Source organism: Xanthomonas sp. GW, from assembly GCF_014236815.1.
GTDB lineage: Bacteria > Pseudomonadota > Gammaproteobacteria > Xanthomonadales > Xanthomonadaceae > Xanthomonas_A.
Window position 1 is genome coordinate 2,232,102 of sequence record NZ_CP051189.1, and the last position, 15,843, is coordinate 2,247,944.

Here is a 15,843-nt window from a genome sequence, read left to right on the forward strand (position 1 = left end):
GCGAAGCTCAACGATACCCAGCGGCCTGCAATTCGAACAGCTCCGCGTAGCGGCCGCCTTGCGCCATCAGTTCGGCATGGGTGCCGCTGGCCTCGATCTGGCCGCCGGCCAGGACCAGGATGCGGTCGGCCATGCGCACGCTGGAGAAGCGGTGCGAGATCAGCACTGCGGTGCGGTTGTCGGACAGTTCCTTGAAGCGCTGGAACACCTCGAACTCGCTGCGCGCGTCCAGCGCCGCGGTCGGTTCGTCGAGGATCATCACCTGCGCATCGCGCATGTAGGCGCGCGCGATCGCGATCTTCTGCCACTGCCCGCCGGACAGGTCCACGCCGGTCTTGAAGCGGCGTCCGATCAACTGGTCGTAGCCGTGCGGCAGGCCTTCGATCAGCTCGCTGGCCATCGCCCGCTGCGCGGCGGCGCGGATTCGCGTCGCGTCTGCCATCGAATCGACCCGGCCGACGCCGATGTTCTCGCCGGCGCTGAGGTGGTAGCGCACGAAGTCCTGGAAGATCACCCCCAGGTTGGCGCGCAGGTCGTCCAGGTCGTAGTCGCGCAGGTCGCGGCCGTCGAGCAGGATGCGGCCTTCGTCCGGGTCGTACAGCCGCGCCAGCAGCTTGACCAGGGTGGTCTTGCCGGCGCCGTTCTCGCCGACCAGCGCCAGCACCTCGCCGGCGCGCAGCTCGAAGTCCAGGTGCCGCACCGCCCATTGCTCGGCGTCCGGATAGCGGAAGCCGACGTTCTCGAACACGAAGCCGCGCACGATCGGCCGCGGCACCGGCACCGCGCCGGGGCGGGTGCGGATCTCCGGCACGATGCGGAAGAACGAATACAGGTCGTCCAGGTACAGCGCCTGGCCGGCCACCTGCGAAAACCCGATCAACAGCCCTTCCAGCAGCTGGCGCAGGCGCAGGAAACTGCCGGCCAGGAAGGTCAGGTCGCCGATGCTGAAATCGCCGCGTACCGTGCGCCAGGCGATGTAGCCATAGGCGGCGTAGTAGCCCAGCGTGCCCAATGCCGCCAGCAGCGTGCCCCACAGCATGCGCTTGCGCGCCAGCGCGCGGTTGGCCTGGAAGAAACGGTCGGCCAGCGCGCGGTAGCGCTCGATCAGGAAGCTGTGCAGATTGAAGATCTTCACTTCCTTGGCGGTCTCGACGCTGGCGCCGACCTGGCGCAGGTAGTCGAGCTGGCGCCGCTCCGCGGTCCACTGGAAGTTCAGCGAATAGCCCAGCGCGTTGAAATGCGCCTCGCCGACGAAGGCCGGGATCAGCGCGATGGCCAACAGCAGCATCAGCCACGGCGCATACACCACCAGGCCGACCGCGAAGCTGACCACGGTGATCGCGTCCTGCACCTGGCCGAACAGCTGGCTCATCAGGTTCATCCGGCCCATGGTCTGGCGCCGCGCGCGGTCGAGCTTGTCCTGCTGCTCCGGGTCCTCGAAATCCTCCAGGTCCAGCTGCGCGGCATGCTCCATCAACTGCACGCTGGTGACGTTGTTGAACAGCTCCGACAGCAGCGTGTCGGCATAGCTGACCAGCCGCCCTAGCAGGTCCGAACCGATCGCCAGCGCCAGTTCCAGCGCCAGCAATTCCAGCAGCCGTTCTAACCGCCCGCTGGCCAGCGCTTCGCCGAACGAGGTGAAGCCGGGCGACTGCCCGACCAGGTGGATCGCCTCGTCGATGATCAGCTTGCCGATGTATAGCGAGGCCACCGGGATCAGCGCACGCAGCACGCGCAGGCCGATGCTGGTCAGGGTCAGCCAGGGGCTGGTCTGCCAGATCTGGCGCAGGAACGGCGGCAGGTTGCGCATTGCGTCGAAGCGCTCGCGCAGGCTGGGGCCGGTACGGGGAGACGGGCGCGGCGCGCCATGGACAGGAGAAGGGGAAGCCATCCGCGCATTGTGCCGGGGCCGGGTGTGCGCGGGGAGTGTTTGGGCCTCAGGCGAGACCGGCGGGCCGCTGTGGGAGGGCGCACCCGCGGCGGCGGCCCGCTGTCGCGAAGACGATGTTCCCGCTATCTTCGCAGTCGGACCAGGGACCGATCTCCATGCAGGACGAACTGCCGCTTGCCACGATCGGTTGCTTTCGAGGACATGCGCGATGACGACGGGCTTCGCCATCCGCTATGTCGTCTACTGTCTGGCCATCATCGGTTGCGTGTTCTGGATCGACTCATCTCTGCCGCCGGTTGTTCCCATCGTTGCCGCGCTGGTGTTCTTCGTGTTTGCGGTCGTCTACACCGTGTTCCGCTTGCTTGGCGGGCGCGGCCGCCTCGGGGTCGGCAAACTCTGGAAGGAGTTCCTGGATTTTCTTTACGGTCTGGGCTAAGTGGCGCTGCAGGTATCCCATGCCGCTGCCAAGCGCCGGCCGGCCGTCGATCGCTTCAGCGTCTCACTCGTCCAGGCGCAGGGTCAGGCACTTGGCCGCGCCGCCGGCCTTGAGGAATTCGTCCAGCGCGGTCTGCACTACGCGGTAGCCGATCCGCGCCAGGGCCGCGCACAGCTCTGGCGAGGCGCGGTTGAGCAGCACGCTCTGGTCCAGGTCCACCGCGTTGCAGGCGAAGGCGAGGGCATCGGCTTCGCTCACCGCGATGCGCTGCGCCGGCGGAATGCGGCGGGCGATGGCCTGCTGGGCGTAGTCGTCGAAGGCGGCCGGGTAGTACAGCAGGTAGCCGTCGCGCAGCGGGCAGAAGCAGGTGTCCAGGTGGTAGAAGCGCGGATCGACTAGGCGCAGCGGCATCACCTCGATGTCCAATAGGTCGGCCAGCTCGTGCGCGGCGACCAGGTCGCTGCGATGGCCGTGGCCCATCCACAGCCGGCGTGCGCCGCGCTCCAGCAGCGCGTCGCCGGCGCCCTCGAAACGCACGTCCTCGGGCAGCGCGCGGATGCGGAAGCCGGCGCGGCGGCACCAGTCGGCGAACAGCGCTTCCTCGCCGCGGCGCTCGGCGTGGCGGAAGCGGCTGGGCACGAAGCTGTCGCCGAGCACCAGGCCGGCGTTGGCGCTGAAGACCATGTCCGGCAGGCCGGCGGCCGGCGCGATCCGCTCGACCCGAACGCCGGCCGCCTCGGCTGCGGCGACCAGCGCGTTCCACTGCGCCTGCGCGCGCTCGCGGCTGGCGGCATGGACGTTGCCTTCCATCCAGGGATTGATCACGTAATCCACGGCGAAGTGCTGCGGCGCGCACATCAGCAGGCGATGGCCTGCGTGGGCGGCGCTGGAGGCCTGCGCTTGCGGCTCGGCCAATGCCAGGTCCGTGTCGTCCGCGGCCGTGCCACCTACCAGGAATTTCTCGCTCATGCCCGCCTCGCTGTGCGTTGGTGATGCGCAAACGCTAGCGGGGTCGTGTTGCGGTTTGCGGTCATGAAAGCCGGGACTGGGGATTCGAGATTGGGGATTGAGGCGGTCGGCGTACCGGCGTGCGCCGGTACGCCGCTGCGCGCTGCGCTTACGGCATTGCCGGTTGCAGGCCTACGCCGAGCCGGTTCCAGGCGTTGATGATGGCGATGGCCATGGTCAGCGCGCTGATGCCGTGTTCGTCGAAGTGCGCCGACAGGGCGTCGTAGGCGTCCTGCGGCGGCGCGCCGGACGGCAGCGTGGTAAGCGCCTCGGCCCAGGCCAGCGCCAGCCGTTCGCGCGGATCGAAGAAGCGGCTCTCGCGCCAGCCGGCGACGGTGTCGAGCTTGCGCGGTTCGATGCCGGCCTTGCGCAGCGCGGTGGCGTGCATGTCGATGCAATAGGCGCAGCCGTTGAGCTGGGACACGCGCAGGAACACCAGTTCGGCCAGTTCGTGGCCGAGCACGCCCTCGTGCACCTGCTGGCTGGCGGTCAACAGGGCGCGGAAGGCGGCGGGTTCGTGGCGGGTGTAGTCGACGCGATGGAAGTGCATGGGTCTTGCTCCATGACGGCCGCAATGGCCGTCTTCGCAGCAAGGACGCGGCAGCGCGCGGCGGCGTGACAGCGCCGCCCCAAATCAGGCTTTCGCGTCAGGCGTTCGCCTCAGCCGCTCGCGGCAGCGTCCGCGCCGGCCAGCGCCGGCAGCTTGTCCGGATTCATCAGGGTCAGCACTTCGACGATGCGCTCGCCGTCGATCACTACCAGCACCGCCGAATGCAGCCGCGCACCGATGAAGCGCAGGATCGCCGGCTCGCCGTTGACCGTGCCGATCCGCACCTGCAGGCCCAGGCCGCGCCGCGCCACCGCCCAATACAGCATGGCGATACGCTCGGCGCCGAGCAGCGGGCGCAGCGTGGCGGTGACCTTGCCGCCGCCGTCGGAGAACATCCGCGCGTTGGCGTCGAGCAGGGCCACGATCGCGCCGCGGTCGCCCTGCTGCGAGGCGTGCATGAAGCGCTCCAGCAGGTGCCGGTGGCGCTCCGGCGCCACCGCGAAGCGCGGCCGGCCGGCCTTGAGCCGTTCGCGCGCGCGGTGCACCAACTGCCGGCAGTTGGCTTCGGCATGCCCGAGCAACTGGCCGATCTGCGCGTAGTCGTAGTCGAACGCCTCCTTCAGCAGGAACGCGGCACGTTCCTCCGGTCCCAGCCGTTCCAGCAGCGCCAGGAACGCCACCGACACCTGCTCGGCGCGCGCATGGCGCTCGGCCGGATCGGTGTCCTCGGCGATCTCCAGCGGCTCGGGCAGCCACGGACCGGTGTAGTGGACGCGGGCGCTGCGCGCGGCGCGCAGCCGGTCCAGCCCGAGCCGGGTGGTGGCGGTCACCAGCCAGGCCTCGGGGTCGCGGATCGCGGCGCGGTCGCTGGCCTGCCAGCGCAGCCAGGCGTCCTGCAGCACATCCTCGGCGTCGCTGCGGCTGCCGAGCAGGCGATAGGCCAGGCCGAACAGCCGGGGACGTTGGGATTCGAAGGTGGGATCGGGGCTCATGGCGACCAGGACGGAACAGCGCGTGCCGGCGTGACAGCGGGCGAGGCGGTCACTTTGCCCTAAAATGGCCGGGTTTCCCCCCGCCAGCCGTAGAGCCAGCCGTGACCTCGATCAAGCAGGAAGACCTCATCCAGTCCGTCGCCGACGCGCTGCAGTACATCAGCTATTACCACCCGGTCGATTACATCAAGAATCTGGCCGCCGCCTACGAGCGCGAACAGTCGCCCGCGGCCAAGGACGCGATCGCGCAGATCCTGATCAATTCGCGCATGTGCGCCGAGGGCCACCGCCCGATCTGCCAGGACACCGGCATCGTCACCGTGTTCCTGGAAATCGGCATGAACGTGCGCTGGGACGACGCCACGATGGGCGTGGAGGACATGGTCAACGAAGGCGTGCGCCGCGCCTATAACCATCCGGACAACAAGCTGCGCGCCAGCGTGCTGGCCGATCCGGCCGGCAAGCGCGCCAACACCAAGGACAACACCCCGGCGGTGGTCAACACCAAGATCGTGCCGGGCGAGCACGTCGAGGTGATCGTGGCGGCCAAGGGCGGCGGTTCGGAGGCCAAGAGCAAGTTCGCGATGCTCAACCCGTCCGACTCCATCGTCGACTGGGTGCTCAAGACCGTGCCGACCATGGGCGCCGGCTGGTGTCCGCCGGGCATGCTCGGCATCGGCATCGGCGGCACCGCCGAGAAGGCCATGCTGCTGGCCAAGGAAGCGCTGATGGAGCCGATCGACATCGTCGACCTGCAGGCGCGCGGCGCCTCCAACCGGGCCGAGGAACTGCGCCTGGAACTGTACGAGAAGGTCAACGCGCTCGGTATCGGCGCGCAGGGCCTGGGCGGCCTGACCACGGTGCTGGACATCAAGGTCAAGGACTATCCGACCCACGCCGCCAACCTGCCGGTGGCGCTGATCCCGAACTGCGCGGCCACCCGCCATGCGCATTTCACCCTGGACGGCAGCGGCCCGGTGATGCTGGATCCGCCGTCGCTTGAGGACTGGCCCAAGCTCACCTACAACCCGAGCAACGCGCGCCGGGTGAACCTGGACACCATCACCCGCGAGGAAGTCGCCAGTTTCAAGCCGGGCGAGGTGATCCTGCTCAACGGCAAGTTGCTGACCGGGCGCGACGCCGCGCACAAGCGCATGATCGACATGCTCAACCGCGGCGAGACGCTGCCGGTGGATTTCACCAACCGCTTCATCTACTACGTCGGCCCGGTCGATCCGGTGCGCGACGAAGTGGTGGGTCCGGCCGGCCCGACCACCGCCACGCGTATGGACAAGTTCACCCGGCAGATGCTGGAACAGACCGGCCTGCTCGGCATGGTCGGCAAGTCCGAGCGCGGCGATGCGGCGATCGAGGCCATCCGCGACAACAAGGCGGTGTACCTGATGGCGGTCGGCGGTTCGGCCTACCTTGTGTCCAAGGCGATCAAGGCCTCGCGCGTGCTGGCGTTCGAAGACCTGGGCATGGAGGCGATCTACGAGTTCGAGGTCAAGGACATGCCGGTCACCGTGGCGGTGGACTCCAGCGGCGAGTCGGTGCACAAGACCGGCCCGCGCGAATGGCAATCGCGCATCGGCAAGATCCCGGTGGTGGTCGAGCCGGCCTGAGCCGCCGGCACCGCGCGAAATGCGAGACTGGCGCGGCCGTGGTCATCCGGCTTCGGCGACTTACCAGGAGATTGCATGAGCGCCACCCTGTACTACTCGCCCAGCACCGCCGCCCTGGTGGTGCACTGGCTGCTGATCGAGCTGGACGTGCCGCATACGCTGCACGCCCTGGACTTCGAACGGCGCGAGCACAAGGCACCGGAGTACCTGCAGCTCAATCCGGCCGGCGTGGTGCCCACGCTGGTGCTGGACGGGCAGGTGCTGACCGAGGCGGCTGCGATCGTGCTGCACCTGGCCGACCTGCATCCGCAGGCCGGGCTGGCGCCGCCGCCCGGCAGTCCGGCGCGCGCCGACTACTACCGCTGGATGCTGTTCTGCGCCAACACGCTGCAGCCGGCCTACCGCGCCTGGTTCTATCCGGACGAGCCGGCCGGTGCCGACAACGTCGACGCCAGCAAGGTGCAGGCGCAGCGGAAGCTGGAGGCGGCCTGGGAACAGGTCGCGCAGCACCTGGGGGCGCATGGCCCGTACCTGCTCGGCGAGCAGCTGTCGGCCGCCGATTTCATGTTGACGATGATGATGCGCTGGTCGCGCAACATGCCGCGGCCCAGCGACAGCTGGCCGGCGCTGCAGGCGCATGCGCAGCGGATGAAGGCGCGTCCTGCGTTCCAGGAAACCTACCGCCGCGAAGGCCTGACCGACTGGACCTGAGTCCGGCGGCGGCGATGTGGCGCGGCGGCCGCTGACGGCCGCCGCGCGATTGCGTTGCGAGGCCGTTCGGGCCTCAGTACCACTCCAGCAGCGACACGCCCAGGCCTACGTAGGTGGCGCGATGGTTGTAGTCGATCATGCTCTCGCCGTAGCCGTCGAACACCTGCACATGGCCGCGCAGCAGGTTGCTGATCGGGAAGCCCCAGTCCAGCTGCACCGCGCCGTGGGAGCGGTCGCCGCTGCGCAGCGAATGCCGCGCCATCAGCGAGATCTCGTGGCCGCCGCGGTTGTAGGTCAGGGTGGCGTCGCCGCGGCCCATGTAGTCCTCGATGTCCGGGTTGTTGTCCTGGCGGTCGCTCTCCGGGATCCGGTACCACGGACGCAGCACCAGCGCCCAGTTCTCGCGGTCCAGGCCGATGTTGAGGATCGCCCGGTTCCAGCTGCGCGAGAACGGATCGCTGCGGCCGTTGGACTGGTGGTTGAGCTGGATCCCGGTCATCCGACCCTTCCAGCCGAACAGGCTGTAGTTGTTGCGGAACACCAGCGCCAGTTCCGGCTCGTAGTTGGTCTCGCGGAACGGCCGCGACTGCTCGCTGTTGTAGACCTGCCAGCGCGAACTCTGGGTATAGGCGCCCCATAGGTCGCCGTTGTCGCCGAAGATGTTCTCCACGATCTTGGTCTTGAAGCTGAGCTGGAACTTGGCCTCGATGCTGTCCAGCGGCTCGGCCGTGGTCACCGTGTTGTTCGGGTTCGGCGAGGACGGCGTTTCGTTCTTCTTGCTGGTCCAGAACGCCGGCAGCAGGTACACCGGCTTGTAGGCGCGCAGCTGGAAGTTGCCCAGCTTGGAATCCTTGGCCAGCTCCCAGCGGCTGTCCAGCAACGAGCCCTTGCCGGCGTTGGCGATGGTGGCGTCGTAGCGGTCGTCCTTGAACAGCGAGGCGGTGCGCTGGCGGGTGCGCTGGGCCAGGCCGGCGTCCTGCGGAATCGACGCATCCAGCTGCTGCTTCTGGGTCTCGCTGGCCATCTTCGCCGCCGCATCGGCGGCCTGCGGATCGGCGACCCGGCGCGACAGCGCCTGGTCGTAGCAGGACAGGCGCGCGGCATCGCTGGAAATCGCGACGCAGGCTTCGGGCGAGGCAGGAGTGGGCATCACTTCCTGGGCGTGGGCCAGCGGCATCGCCGCGAAGGACAGCAGCAACAGGGGACGGGCCGGGCGATGGATCATGCAGGTTCTCTCGAAAACGGGCGGCGCGGGCGGTGGTGCGCTGCCGAGGTGAATAGCCGGTTGCGAAAATACAGCAGCTGGCACAACAGGGTCATCACGCGTTCATCTCGCGACACCGATGCCATGCCTTACAACAGCCAGGCGGCCGCGAACAGGCCGACCATCGCCAGCGCCAGGGCCAGCTTGGCGGCGGTGCCGAGCACGATGCCCAGCCAGGTGCCGAGGCCGACCTTGGTCGCCTGCTGCAGCTGCCGGCCATGCCAGTACTCGCCGGCCAGCGCGCCGACGAAGGGGCCGACGAACAGGCCGATCGGCATGAAGAACAGGCCCGCCACGCTGCCCAGCACCGACCCCCACAGCGCCTTGCGGCTGGCGCCCACGCGCTTGGCGCCGAACACGGTGGCAAGGAAGTCGACCAGGAATGACAGCAGGGTCAGCACGCCGAGCACCGTCAGCATCACCCAGCCCACGCGCTGGAAACCGTCGGCCCAGGCCGCCAGCACCAGCCCGGCGAACAGCAGCGGCATCCCCGGCAGGGCCGGCAGCACCACCCCGGCCAGGCCCAGTACCACCAGCAGGCCGGCGAGGATGTAGTAGATGAACGTAGGATCCACGCGGTGTGCTCCGGGGCGATTTTGGGGTTGACAGAAAGGGTATTTTTGCTGATTGCATTTTCATTTTCGCCGCGGTAACTTTCAGCCGCTGCGTTTGCAAAGGTCACCGTGAATCGTGGCCCGATGCGGTAGATCCAGACGATCCGCTACAGCGTTATACCTCGCTTCCTCCTTGCAACCAGCCGCCGAACCCACGGCGTACCCACCCCTGAGACTGTTTCAAGGAGTAAGTCCATGACTGACGGCAATCGCGAAAACGGTACCGTGAAGTGGTTCAACGATGCCAAGGGCTTCGGTTTCATCAGCCGCGAGAACGGCGAGGACGTGTTCGTGCACTTCCGCGCGATCCAGACCCAAGGCTTCAAGAGCCTGAAGGAAGGGCAGAAGGTCAGCTTCACCGTGGTGCAGGGCCAGAAGGGCCTGCAGGCCGACGCGGTGCAGCCGGTCTGACCCCGGCGCGCCCGGCCCGGCGCCGAGCCCACGCCCAGCAAAAAGGCCCGCAGTGCGGGCCTTTTTGCATTGCGGCAAACGCCTGGCAGCGGGTGCGCTTAGCGCGGCACCACGCGGCCGTTGACCACGCGTACATAGGTGTTCTCGCGGATCCCGGCCAGATCGCGCTGGTTGACCACGATCACCCGGCCATCGTCCATCTGCACGTGCAGGTCGTAGCTGTCGCTGGTGACGTTGTTCTGGATCTGGTTGCCGGCCAGGGCGCCGGCGGCGGCACCGGCCACGGCCGATACGTTCTGGTTGCCCTTGCTGCCGCCGGTGTGGTCGGAGATCTCATGGCCGGCGATCGCGCCGACGATGCCGCCCAGGACCGCGCCGGTGCCGGTCGGCGCGGTGCGGCCGGAGCCCACCGTGTCGATGCGGGTCACGATGCCGCAGTCCGCGCAGCGGTTGTCCGAATAACCGCGCGACGGCTGGCTGTAGCCGCCGCCACCGCCGCCGTAGCCGGGCGACGTGGCGCAGCCGGCCAATGCCAGAACGGCGACGGCGCCAGTGGCCAGTAGATGAATCTTCATGTGTGCTCTCCTCGACAGACGGTGGACCGCGGCAGCCCCGCGTTTGCACGCATCCTGTTCGCCAGCGTGTGAATGCAACGCCAATCGCCACCCGCTTGGGTTGCCGACGCGCTGCAGCGTCAGGGGGAATTCATCGAGAAGCGCGATGGCGGGTCAGCGGAAATCGCGATGGCAGGCCTCGCAGCCTTCGTCGATCCGGTGGGTGAGCTGGTCGAGCGCGGCGCAGGTGGTCGGCAGCGGGGCCTGCGCCGCATCCAGCGTGGCGCGCAGCGCCCCGGCATGCTGCTGGAAGCGGCTGTCGTCGCTGAGTCCGGGAAACGCCGTTTCCAGGTCGTTGCCGAGCAGGCGCAGCGTGTGCACGCGCGCCTGCAGGTCGGCGGCGCTGCAGCGGTTCTGCGCATGGCTGCGTTGCAGCAGGGCCAGTTGCTTGTCCATCACCTGCATCAGGCTGCGCGGGAACGGATCCTGCCGCGCCTGCAATGCGCGCATCGCCATCACCGTCGCCACCAGGCCGATCAGGATGCCGGCGAGCAGCACGAACAGGTAGCGGGAGGCAGTGGAGGCGGGCGGGCTGGCCATGGGGCGGGCTGGCGGAAGGAAAGCGCGATAGTACGCCGGCCGCCGAGCTGCGTGGCGCCGCCGCCGCGTCGTCGCCGATGAAATAAACTGCGCGCATGAACGAACAACTGCGTGAGCGCTTCGCCGGCATCGACCGGCTGTACGGGCGCGGGACCATCGAGCGCCTGGCGCAATGCCGCGTGGCGGTGGTGGGCATGGGCGGCGTCGGCTCGTGGGTGGTGGAGGCGCTGGCGCGGTCGGCGGTCGGCCATCTGACCCTGATCGATGCCGACGACATCTGCGTGTCCAACACCAACCGCCAGTTGCCGGCGCTGGAAGGGCAGTACGGGCGCAACAAGGCACGGGCCATGGCCGAACGCTGCGTGGCGATCAACCCGGCGATCGAGGCGACCGCGGTCGAGGCCTTCCTGACCCCGTCCAACATCGCCGAGTTGCTCGGCACCGGCTTCGACCTGGTCATCGATGCCTGCGACAGCTTCCGGGTCAAGGTCGAGACCATCGCTTGGTGCCGCCGCCGCAAGCTGCCGCTGCTGACCGTGGGCTCGGCCGGCGGGCGCACCGACCCGACCCTGGTGCGCATCCGCGACGTATCGCGCACCGAGCACGACGCGATGCTGGCGCTGATCCGCAAGAAGCTGCGCAGCGAGTTCAACTTCCCCAAGAACCCGCAGCGCTACTTCGGCGTGCCGGCGGTGTATTCGCTGGAGAACGTGCGCTATCCGCAGGCCGACGGCAGCGTCTGCGGGCTGCGCCCGCAGCTGGGGCCGGATGCGGCGCTGAATCTCGACTGCGGCGCCGGGCTCGGCGCGGCCACGCATATCACCGGCGCATTCGCCTTCGCCGCGGCAGGCAAGGCGCTGGAGATGCTGCTCAAGCCCAAGCGGGCGCAGGCTGCCGCGGTGCCGGAGTCGGCACTGGCGGCCGAGTAACCGGCGGTGCTGCGCAGGAGATGCTGTCCGTATGGTGAGCGGCCCATGTCGGCCGAAGCGCAACGACGAGGTCGCATGCTCGAGGCATGGGCCGGGTACGTCGCTGCGGACCGTCATCCCCGCGATGAGGCCGATCGGTGAACGGATTGGAGGAGGCGCTCGACGCAGGAAAACGGCGCGGCTACGAAGAGTTCCGCCGGATCGATGGAATTTCGTTCCTGTTCCAGTACGCCATAAAGCGGCAGGGCGGCGTCTATTGCACGTATTGCTTCTCGGTCGCCGAGTCTTCAATGGACATATTCGAAGATGGCGAGGACGAGGAGGTCAGGGAATTTTCGAGCCTTGACGACGCAATGGAGCACTTGAGAGCCAAGGGGGCGGCGATGGAGAAATTCGCGCCGATCAAAAGGACTCTTCCGTTCTAGTCAACGGTATGCGGATCGGGCCAGGCGCCGGGCACTGTCGCACGTGATTACTGCAAGTCGATTGCAGAGCGCTCAGGCAGTGGCTCAATCCTATACTTTAATGAAATTTGGCTTCATGCTAGTGCGCAAGGAATGGATGCAGTTGCACGCGAGAGTGAGTCGGGGGGTATTTTAATTTCCAAAGCATTGGCCGACGCCATGATCGAACGAAAATTCAAAAGCTATAAAGGATTGGGCTTCTATGCCGCTAAGCGCTTTTTCACGCCGTATAAAAAACAAGCGTGATTGGGCGCGGGTGAGAACGGCATTTAGCCCGCCAGTAAGCCCGCGTGATCTGCTGGCTGGGGCCGGACGCGCCTCTTAACCTGGCTGCGGCGCCGGGTTCGGCCGCCTTCGTCGCGGCCGGAAAGGCGCTGGAGGTGCTGTTGAAGCCCAGGCGGGAGCAGGCGGCAACGGCGACGGCGTCGGAACTGGAAGCGCAGTAACGGTCAAAGCCGTTGCATGCCCTCATGGGCCCGGCAACCGGTTCGCTGTTACCAGCCTGATGGCACGCCGGCGTCGTCGACGATGGAGAGGTCGGTGCGTACCCTGATCCAGGCGAAGAGAGCGGAAAGATCGGCTTCGATGCTGGGCGGATGGGCGGTGATTTCCAAGAAGATGTGGTCCTTTTTCAGGAACAGTCGCACGTCGTGGCTCCAGTTTTCCGAATGTCTGGGTTCCGTGCCAACCAATCGAAACTGACTGGATGTCGTCGCAGCACTGGGGAAACGTCTCCAGGCCGGTGATCTGTTGCCGTATTGCGTCCAGGTTGGCGGCGCGCCAGTTGTCGTCTTTGAAAAGCAGCATGAACTCTGATGACATGGAGTGGCCGCCTTTTCAGGCTTGGTTTTCCAAGTAGAACGCGAGGTACTTCCTTGGCCGTTCCTGGAAGGCTCTTGCCTTGCCGAGGCGGTGGGCTTGTTCGAAATAGCGATAGGCCTCGGCATATTCTTCCAGCTCGAAGTGCGCCATTCCCAGGTCGATCAAGGGGCCGGTGTCGATATCCGATTCGCGGGCCTGTAGCGACTTCTGCGCCCATTGTTTGGCGGCGGCGAAGTCGGCGCTGTCGAAATGCAGATTGTAGAAAGAGCCGGTGATCCACGCCGACAATGGTGGCCATTCCAGTTTTGGCTCGGGCAGCAAGTCCCAGGCGCGCTGGTATGCCGACCGGGCGGCGTCTTTGTCGCCGCGCTCGTCCAGCGCATTGCCGGACTCCATGATGCCCATGATGTCTTTGGCCAGCTCGGGGTTTGCGTTTGCCAGGTCTTCCATGCGTCACGGCTCCTTGTCGATGCGTTCTTCGTAGTCCGCCGATTCTGCGTCCAGCGCAGCGGGCAGCCATTTGCCTGCGATTCTCTTGTAGCTGTCTGCACGATAAGGGTAGCGAGCGACGATGTCCGAAATTCGCTTCTGGAAATCGCGCTCCTCATGCCAGACGCTGCCGCACTCGCCGCAGCCCCAGAACGGCGGCGACTCGGCATCGATCCAATCGACCCATCCCGCGCATCGTGGAAGCGGGCAGCGATAGGGTGCCTCGTGGTCCTGCGGCTTGGTGACGGAGGCCATCGCGACGTACTGCGTGGACGCGCCGCAGCACCGGCACTCGATCATGATGAAACGCTGGCCCTTTGCCAGCAGCGGCATGACGAACACACGCTGTTGCGTGTCCAGAGCGAAGCGCTCCTTGCAGAGTTGGCACTGTGCGTTCGTTATGGATTCCATGTCTGTTTCCCTGCAGTGTGCCGGCCGCAGGCCGCTCCATTTCCGAGCCGTCACGCTGGCTCGGCACTCGCACCCAGACCGAACAACTGCTGCGCATTGCGCGTGGTCTGTTCGGCGATCTCGGCGGCGGGTTGGCCGCGCAGCGCAGCGATCGTGTCCAGCACCGTGCGCAGCCGCGCCGGTTCGTTGCGCTGGCCGCGGATGGAGGCGTCGGGCTGGTCCGGGGCGTCGGTTTCCAGCAGCAACTGCTGCAGCGGCAGTTCGGCCGCCAAGCGCCGCAGCCGCTGTGCGCGTTCGTAGGTGACCGGGCCGCCGAGGCCGATCAGGAAATCCAGCGACTGCAGTTGCCGCGCCTGTTCCGGGCTGCCGGCGAAGCTGTGCACCACGCCGCGCAGGCGGCCGACCTTGCGGATCGCCAGGATCACCGCGTCCACCGCGCGCCGCGCGTGCACGATCACCGGCAGGTCGAACTCGCGCGCCAGCTGCAGCTGGCCGGCGAAATACCGCTGCTGCTCGGCTTCGTCCAACCCGTCGACGAAGAAGTCCAACCCGCATTCGCCAATGGCGCAGGGTCGCTCGCGCGCGATCCACTCGCCGAGCATCGGCAGGTGCTCAGGGCGGTGCTGGTCCAGGAACAGCGGATGCAGGCCGTAGGCCGGGTGCAGGCCGTCGGCCATCGTGCAGACCTCGCGCAGCTTCGGCCAGGACGCCGCCGTCACCGCCGGCAGCACCTGCGCGGCGATGCCGGCCGCCTGCGCGCGCGCGATCACCGCGGCGCGGTCGCCGTCGAACTCGGCGGCGTCGAGATGGCAGTGGCTGTCGATCAGGCGCATCGGCGGTCAGCGGCGCATGCGTCGCGCGGTGGACGCGATGGGTTCCGGTTCGACGGGCGCAGGCGTGCGGGTCTTCCAGTTGGCCAGCAATAAGGTGCCCAGGCCGAACACGATCTCGTCGATGAAGGGCAGCGGGTCGGGCAGCAGCACGCTCAGCACGAACAGGCCGGCGGTCAGTTTGAACAGCGTGGGGTAGCGCAATTTGCCGGCCCAGCGCAGCAATGGCAGCACGATCGGGTTAGGCATGGACGATCCTCCGGCAGGGTGATGAAAACGCTAACACGCTTGATATGGCGCCTTTCCAGGCATCGCACCAGACCGCGCTGCGGATTTTTGCTGAATAGGGAGCGGATCGGTTCAGCTTCGGCATGGTAATCACAGCACCGTAGACAACGCGGCCAGACCGCAGGAGAGAACACGATGAAGAGCAATACGACAACCATTCTGGTCGCGGCTGGCGCATTGCTGGTCGGCGGCGTGGCCACTGCGGCCTTCATGAACAACCGCGACAAGCAGGAGTTCGCCGGCAGCGGCGACGTGCGCCCGGCCGCCGACAGCGTGTCTGGCGACGCGGTTGCCAGCAACGGCGTCGCCGGCAAGCTGGAATACGCCGATGTGGTGCGGGTCGATCCGATCACGCAGAAGGAACAGCGCTACGCCGAGGTGATCGGCACCGAGCCGCTGCGCGAGACTTCCACCACCACCACCCCGCGCCAGGTCTGCAACGACGTGGTGGTGCAGGAGCGCCTGCCCGAGCGCGACGGCAACGTCGGCGGCACCGTGGTCGGTGCGGTGGTCGGCGGACTGCTCGGCAACCAGGTCGGCCATGGCAACGGCCGCAAGGCGGCGACCGCCGCCGGTGCCGTGGCCGGCGGCTTCATCGGCAACCAGGTCGACCGCAACCATGTAGGCGGCCGCGTGGTCGATCGCACCGAGCGCCAGTGCCACACCGAGAACAGCACCGCCGAGTCCTCGCGCGTCACCGGCTACAACGTGACCTACCGCAACGACGACGGCAGCACCGGCACCATGCGCACCGACAGCAAGCCGGGCAGCCGCATCGCCCTGGGCAAGGACGACGTGGTCAAGGGCTACGAGGTCACCTACCGCTACGACGGCCAGGAGAAGACCGTGCGCATGGACGACAAGCCCAGCAGCGATCGCCTGCCGGTGCTGGACGGGCGCCTGGTCACCCAGACCGCCTCGGCCGGCGACGTGATCAGCCAACGCTGAGCTGCG

Annotated in this window: 21 protein-coding genes; 8 read left to right on the forward strand and 13 right to left on the reverse strand. The window is 67.4% G+C overall.

What is annotated here, in order from left to right:
• Positions 1-7 precede the first annotated feature (7 nt).
• Positions 8-1,891 (reverse strand): ABC transporter ATP-binding protein, encoded by a 1,884-nt coding sequence (locus HEP73_RS09360; protein ID WP_185822970.1) that lies wholly within the window; start codon positions 1,889-1,891, stop codon positions 8-10.
• Between the two features lie 208 nt (positions 1,892-2,099).
• Between HEP73_RS09360 and HEP73_RS09365 the strand changes: the two genes are divergently transcribed.
• Entirely contained in the window at positions 2,100-2,327 is a 228-nt protein-coding gene (locus tag HEP73_RS09365) for a hypothetical protein (RefSeq protein WP_185822971.1), read from the forward strand.
• Positions 2,328-2,390: 63 nt separating this feature from the next.
• Here HEP73_RS09365 and HEP73_RS09370 read toward each other — a convergent pair whose 3' ends face one another.
• From HEP73_RS09370 to HEP73_RS09380, 3 genes are all read right to left on the reverse strand, one after another.
• Positions 2,391-3,296: a dimethylarginine dimethylaminohydrolase family protein gene (locus HEP73_RS09370; protein ID WP_185822972.1), complete on the reverse strand. Its 906-nt coding sequence runs from the start codon at positions 3,294-3,296 to the stop codon at positions 2,391-2,393.
• A gap of 148 nt (positions 3,297-3,444) precedes the next feature.
• Positions 3,445-3,885, reverse strand: a complete 441-nt coding sequence (locus HEP73_RS09375; protein ID WP_185816132.1) for a carboxymuconolactone decarboxylase family protein — start codon at positions 3,883-3,885, stop codon at positions 3,445-3,447.
• Positions 3,886-3,995: 110 nt separating this feature from the next.
• Complete coding sequence (locus HEP73_RS09380; protein ID WP_185822973.1) at positions 3,996-4,877, reverse strand: RNA polymerase sigma-70 factor; 882 nt, start codon at positions 4,875-4,877, stop codon at positions 3,996-3,998.
• 101 nt (positions 4,878-4,978) lie between these two features.
• Here HEP73_RS09380 and HEP73_RS09385 point away from each other — a divergent pair, with 101 nt between their 5' ends.
• Together HEP73_RS09385 and HEP73_RS09390 are read left to right on the forward strand one after the other, a co-directional pair.
• Entirely contained in the window at positions 4,979-6,502 is a 1,524-nt protein-coding gene (locus tag HEP73_RS09385) for a fumarate hydratase (RefSeq protein WP_185822974.1), read from the forward strand.
• Positions 6,503-6,577: 75 nt separating this feature from the next.
• Positions 6,578-7,213: a glutathione S-transferase family protein gene (locus tag HEP73_RS09390; RefSeq protein WP_185822975.1), complete on the forward strand. Its 636-nt coding sequence runs from the start codon at positions 6,578-6,580 to the stop codon at positions 7,211-7,213.
• Between the two features lie 73 nt (positions 7,214-7,286).
• On the opposite strand, the gene HEP73_RS09395 is transcribed toward HEP73_RS09390, so the two are convergent.
• The gene (locus HEP73_RS09395; RefSeq protein ID WP_185822976.1) at positions 7,287-8,438 is read right to left on the reverse strand and encodes a phospholipase A; all 1,152 of its coding nucleotides are present in this window, start codon (positions 8,436-8,438) and stop codon (positions 7,287-7,289) included.
• A 128-nt stretch (positions 8,439-8,566) separates the two neighbouring features.
• Complete coding sequence (locus tag HEP73_RS09400) at positions 8,567-9,052, reverse strand: DUF456 domain-containing protein (RefSeq protein ID WP_185822977.1); 486 nt, start codon at positions 9,050-9,052, stop codon at positions 8,567-8,569.
• 234 nt (positions 9,053-9,286) lie between these two features.
• Between HEP73_RS09400 and HEP73_RS09405 the strand changes: the two genes are divergently transcribed.
• The gene (locus HEP73_RS09405) at positions 9,287-9,502 is read left to right on the forward strand and encodes a cold-shock protein (protein ID WP_046979462.1); all 216 of its coding nucleotides are present in this window, start codon (positions 9,287-9,289) and stop codon (positions 9,500-9,502) included.
• A gap of 98 nt (positions 9,503-9,600) precedes the next feature.
• On the opposite strand, the gene HEP73_RS09410 is transcribed toward HEP73_RS09405, so the two are convergent.
• Positions 9,601-10,077, reverse strand: coding sequence for a glycine zipper 2TM domain-containing protein (locus tag HEP73_RS09410; RefSeq protein WP_185822978.1), 477 nt, complete (start codon positions 10,075-10,077; stop codon positions 9,601-9,603).
• Positions 10,078-10,230: 153 nt separating this feature from the next.
• The gene (locus HEP73_RS09415; RefSeq protein ID WP_185822979.1) at positions 10,231-10,656 is read right to left on the reverse strand and encodes a hypothetical protein; all 426 of its coding nucleotides are present in this window, start codon (positions 10,654-10,656) and stop codon (positions 10,231-10,233) included.
• 95 nt (positions 10,657-10,751) lie between these two features.
• On the opposite strand from HEP73_RS09415, the gene HEP73_RS09420 reads away from it, so the two are divergent.
• The 3 genes from HEP73_RS09420 to HEP73_RS09430 all read left to right on the forward strand — a co-directional run bounded on the left by HEP73_RS09420 (position 10,752) and on the right by HEP73_RS09430 (position 12,495).
• Positions 10,752-11,585 (forward strand): tRNA threonylcarbamoyladenosine dehydratase, encoded by an 834-nt coding sequence (locus HEP73_RS09420; protein WP_185816140.1) that lies wholly within the window; start codon positions 10,752-10,754, stop codon positions 11,583-11,585.
• A 137-nt stretch (positions 11,586-11,722) separates the two neighbouring features.
• Positions 11,723-12,010 (forward strand): hypothetical protein, encoded by a 288-nt coding sequence (locus tag HEP73_RS09425; RefSeq protein ID WP_185816141.1) that lies wholly within the window; start codon positions 11,723-11,725, stop codon positions 12,008-12,010.
• A 329-nt stretch (positions 12,011-12,339) separates the two neighbouring features.
• Positions 12,340-12,495, forward strand: a complete 156-nt coding sequence (locus HEP73_RS09430; RefSeq protein WP_185822980.1) for a hypothetical protein — start codon at positions 12,340-12,342, stop codon at positions 12,493-12,495.
• Between the two features lie 48 nt (positions 12,496-12,543).
• Here HEP73_RS09430 and HEP73_RS22425 read toward each other — a convergent pair whose 3' ends face one another.
• The 5 genes from HEP73_RS22425 to HEP73_RS09455 all read right to left on the reverse strand — a co-directional run bounded on the left by HEP73_RS22425 (position 12,544) and on the right by HEP73_RS09455 (position 14,850).
• Positions 12,544-12,696 (reverse strand): hypothetical protein, encoded by a 153-nt coding sequence (locus HEP73_RS22425; RefSeq protein WP_221899391.1) that lies wholly within the window; start codon positions 12,694-12,696, stop codon positions 12,544-12,546.
• A gap of 190 nt (positions 12,697-12,886) precedes the next feature.
• Positions 12,887-13,321 (reverse strand): tetratricopeptide repeat protein, encoded by a 435-nt coding sequence (locus HEP73_RS09440; protein WP_185822981.1) that lies wholly within the window; start codon positions 13,319-13,321, stop codon positions 12,887-12,889.
• A gap of 3 nt (positions 13,322-13,324) precedes the next feature.
• Entirely contained in the window at positions 13,325-13,771 is a 447-nt protein-coding gene (locus HEP73_RS09445; RefSeq protein ID WP_185816144.1) for a hypothetical protein, read from the reverse strand.
• A 50-nt stretch (positions 13,772-13,821) separates the two neighbouring features.
• A complete protein-coding gene (locus HEP73_RS09450) occupies positions 13,822-14,604 on the reverse strand; it encodes a TatD family hydrolase (protein ID WP_185816145.1) in 783 nt (260 codons plus the stop codon).
• Between the two features lie 6 nt (positions 14,605-14,610).
• On the reverse strand, positions 14,611-14,850 hold the full coding sequence (locus HEP73_RS09455; protein ID WP_185816146.1) for a DUF6116 family protein: 240 nt from the start codon (positions 14,848-14,850) through the stop codon (positions 14,611-14,613).
• A 174-nt stretch (positions 14,851-15,024) separates the two neighbouring features.
• On the opposite strand from HEP73_RS09455, the gene HEP73_RS09460 reads away from it, so the two are divergent.
• A complete protein-coding gene (locus HEP73_RS09460; protein ID WP_185816147.1) occupies positions 15,025-15,837 on the forward strand; it encodes a glycine zipper 2TM domain-containing protein in 813 nt (270 codons plus the stop codon).
• Positions 15,838-15,843 lie beyond the last annotated feature (6 nt).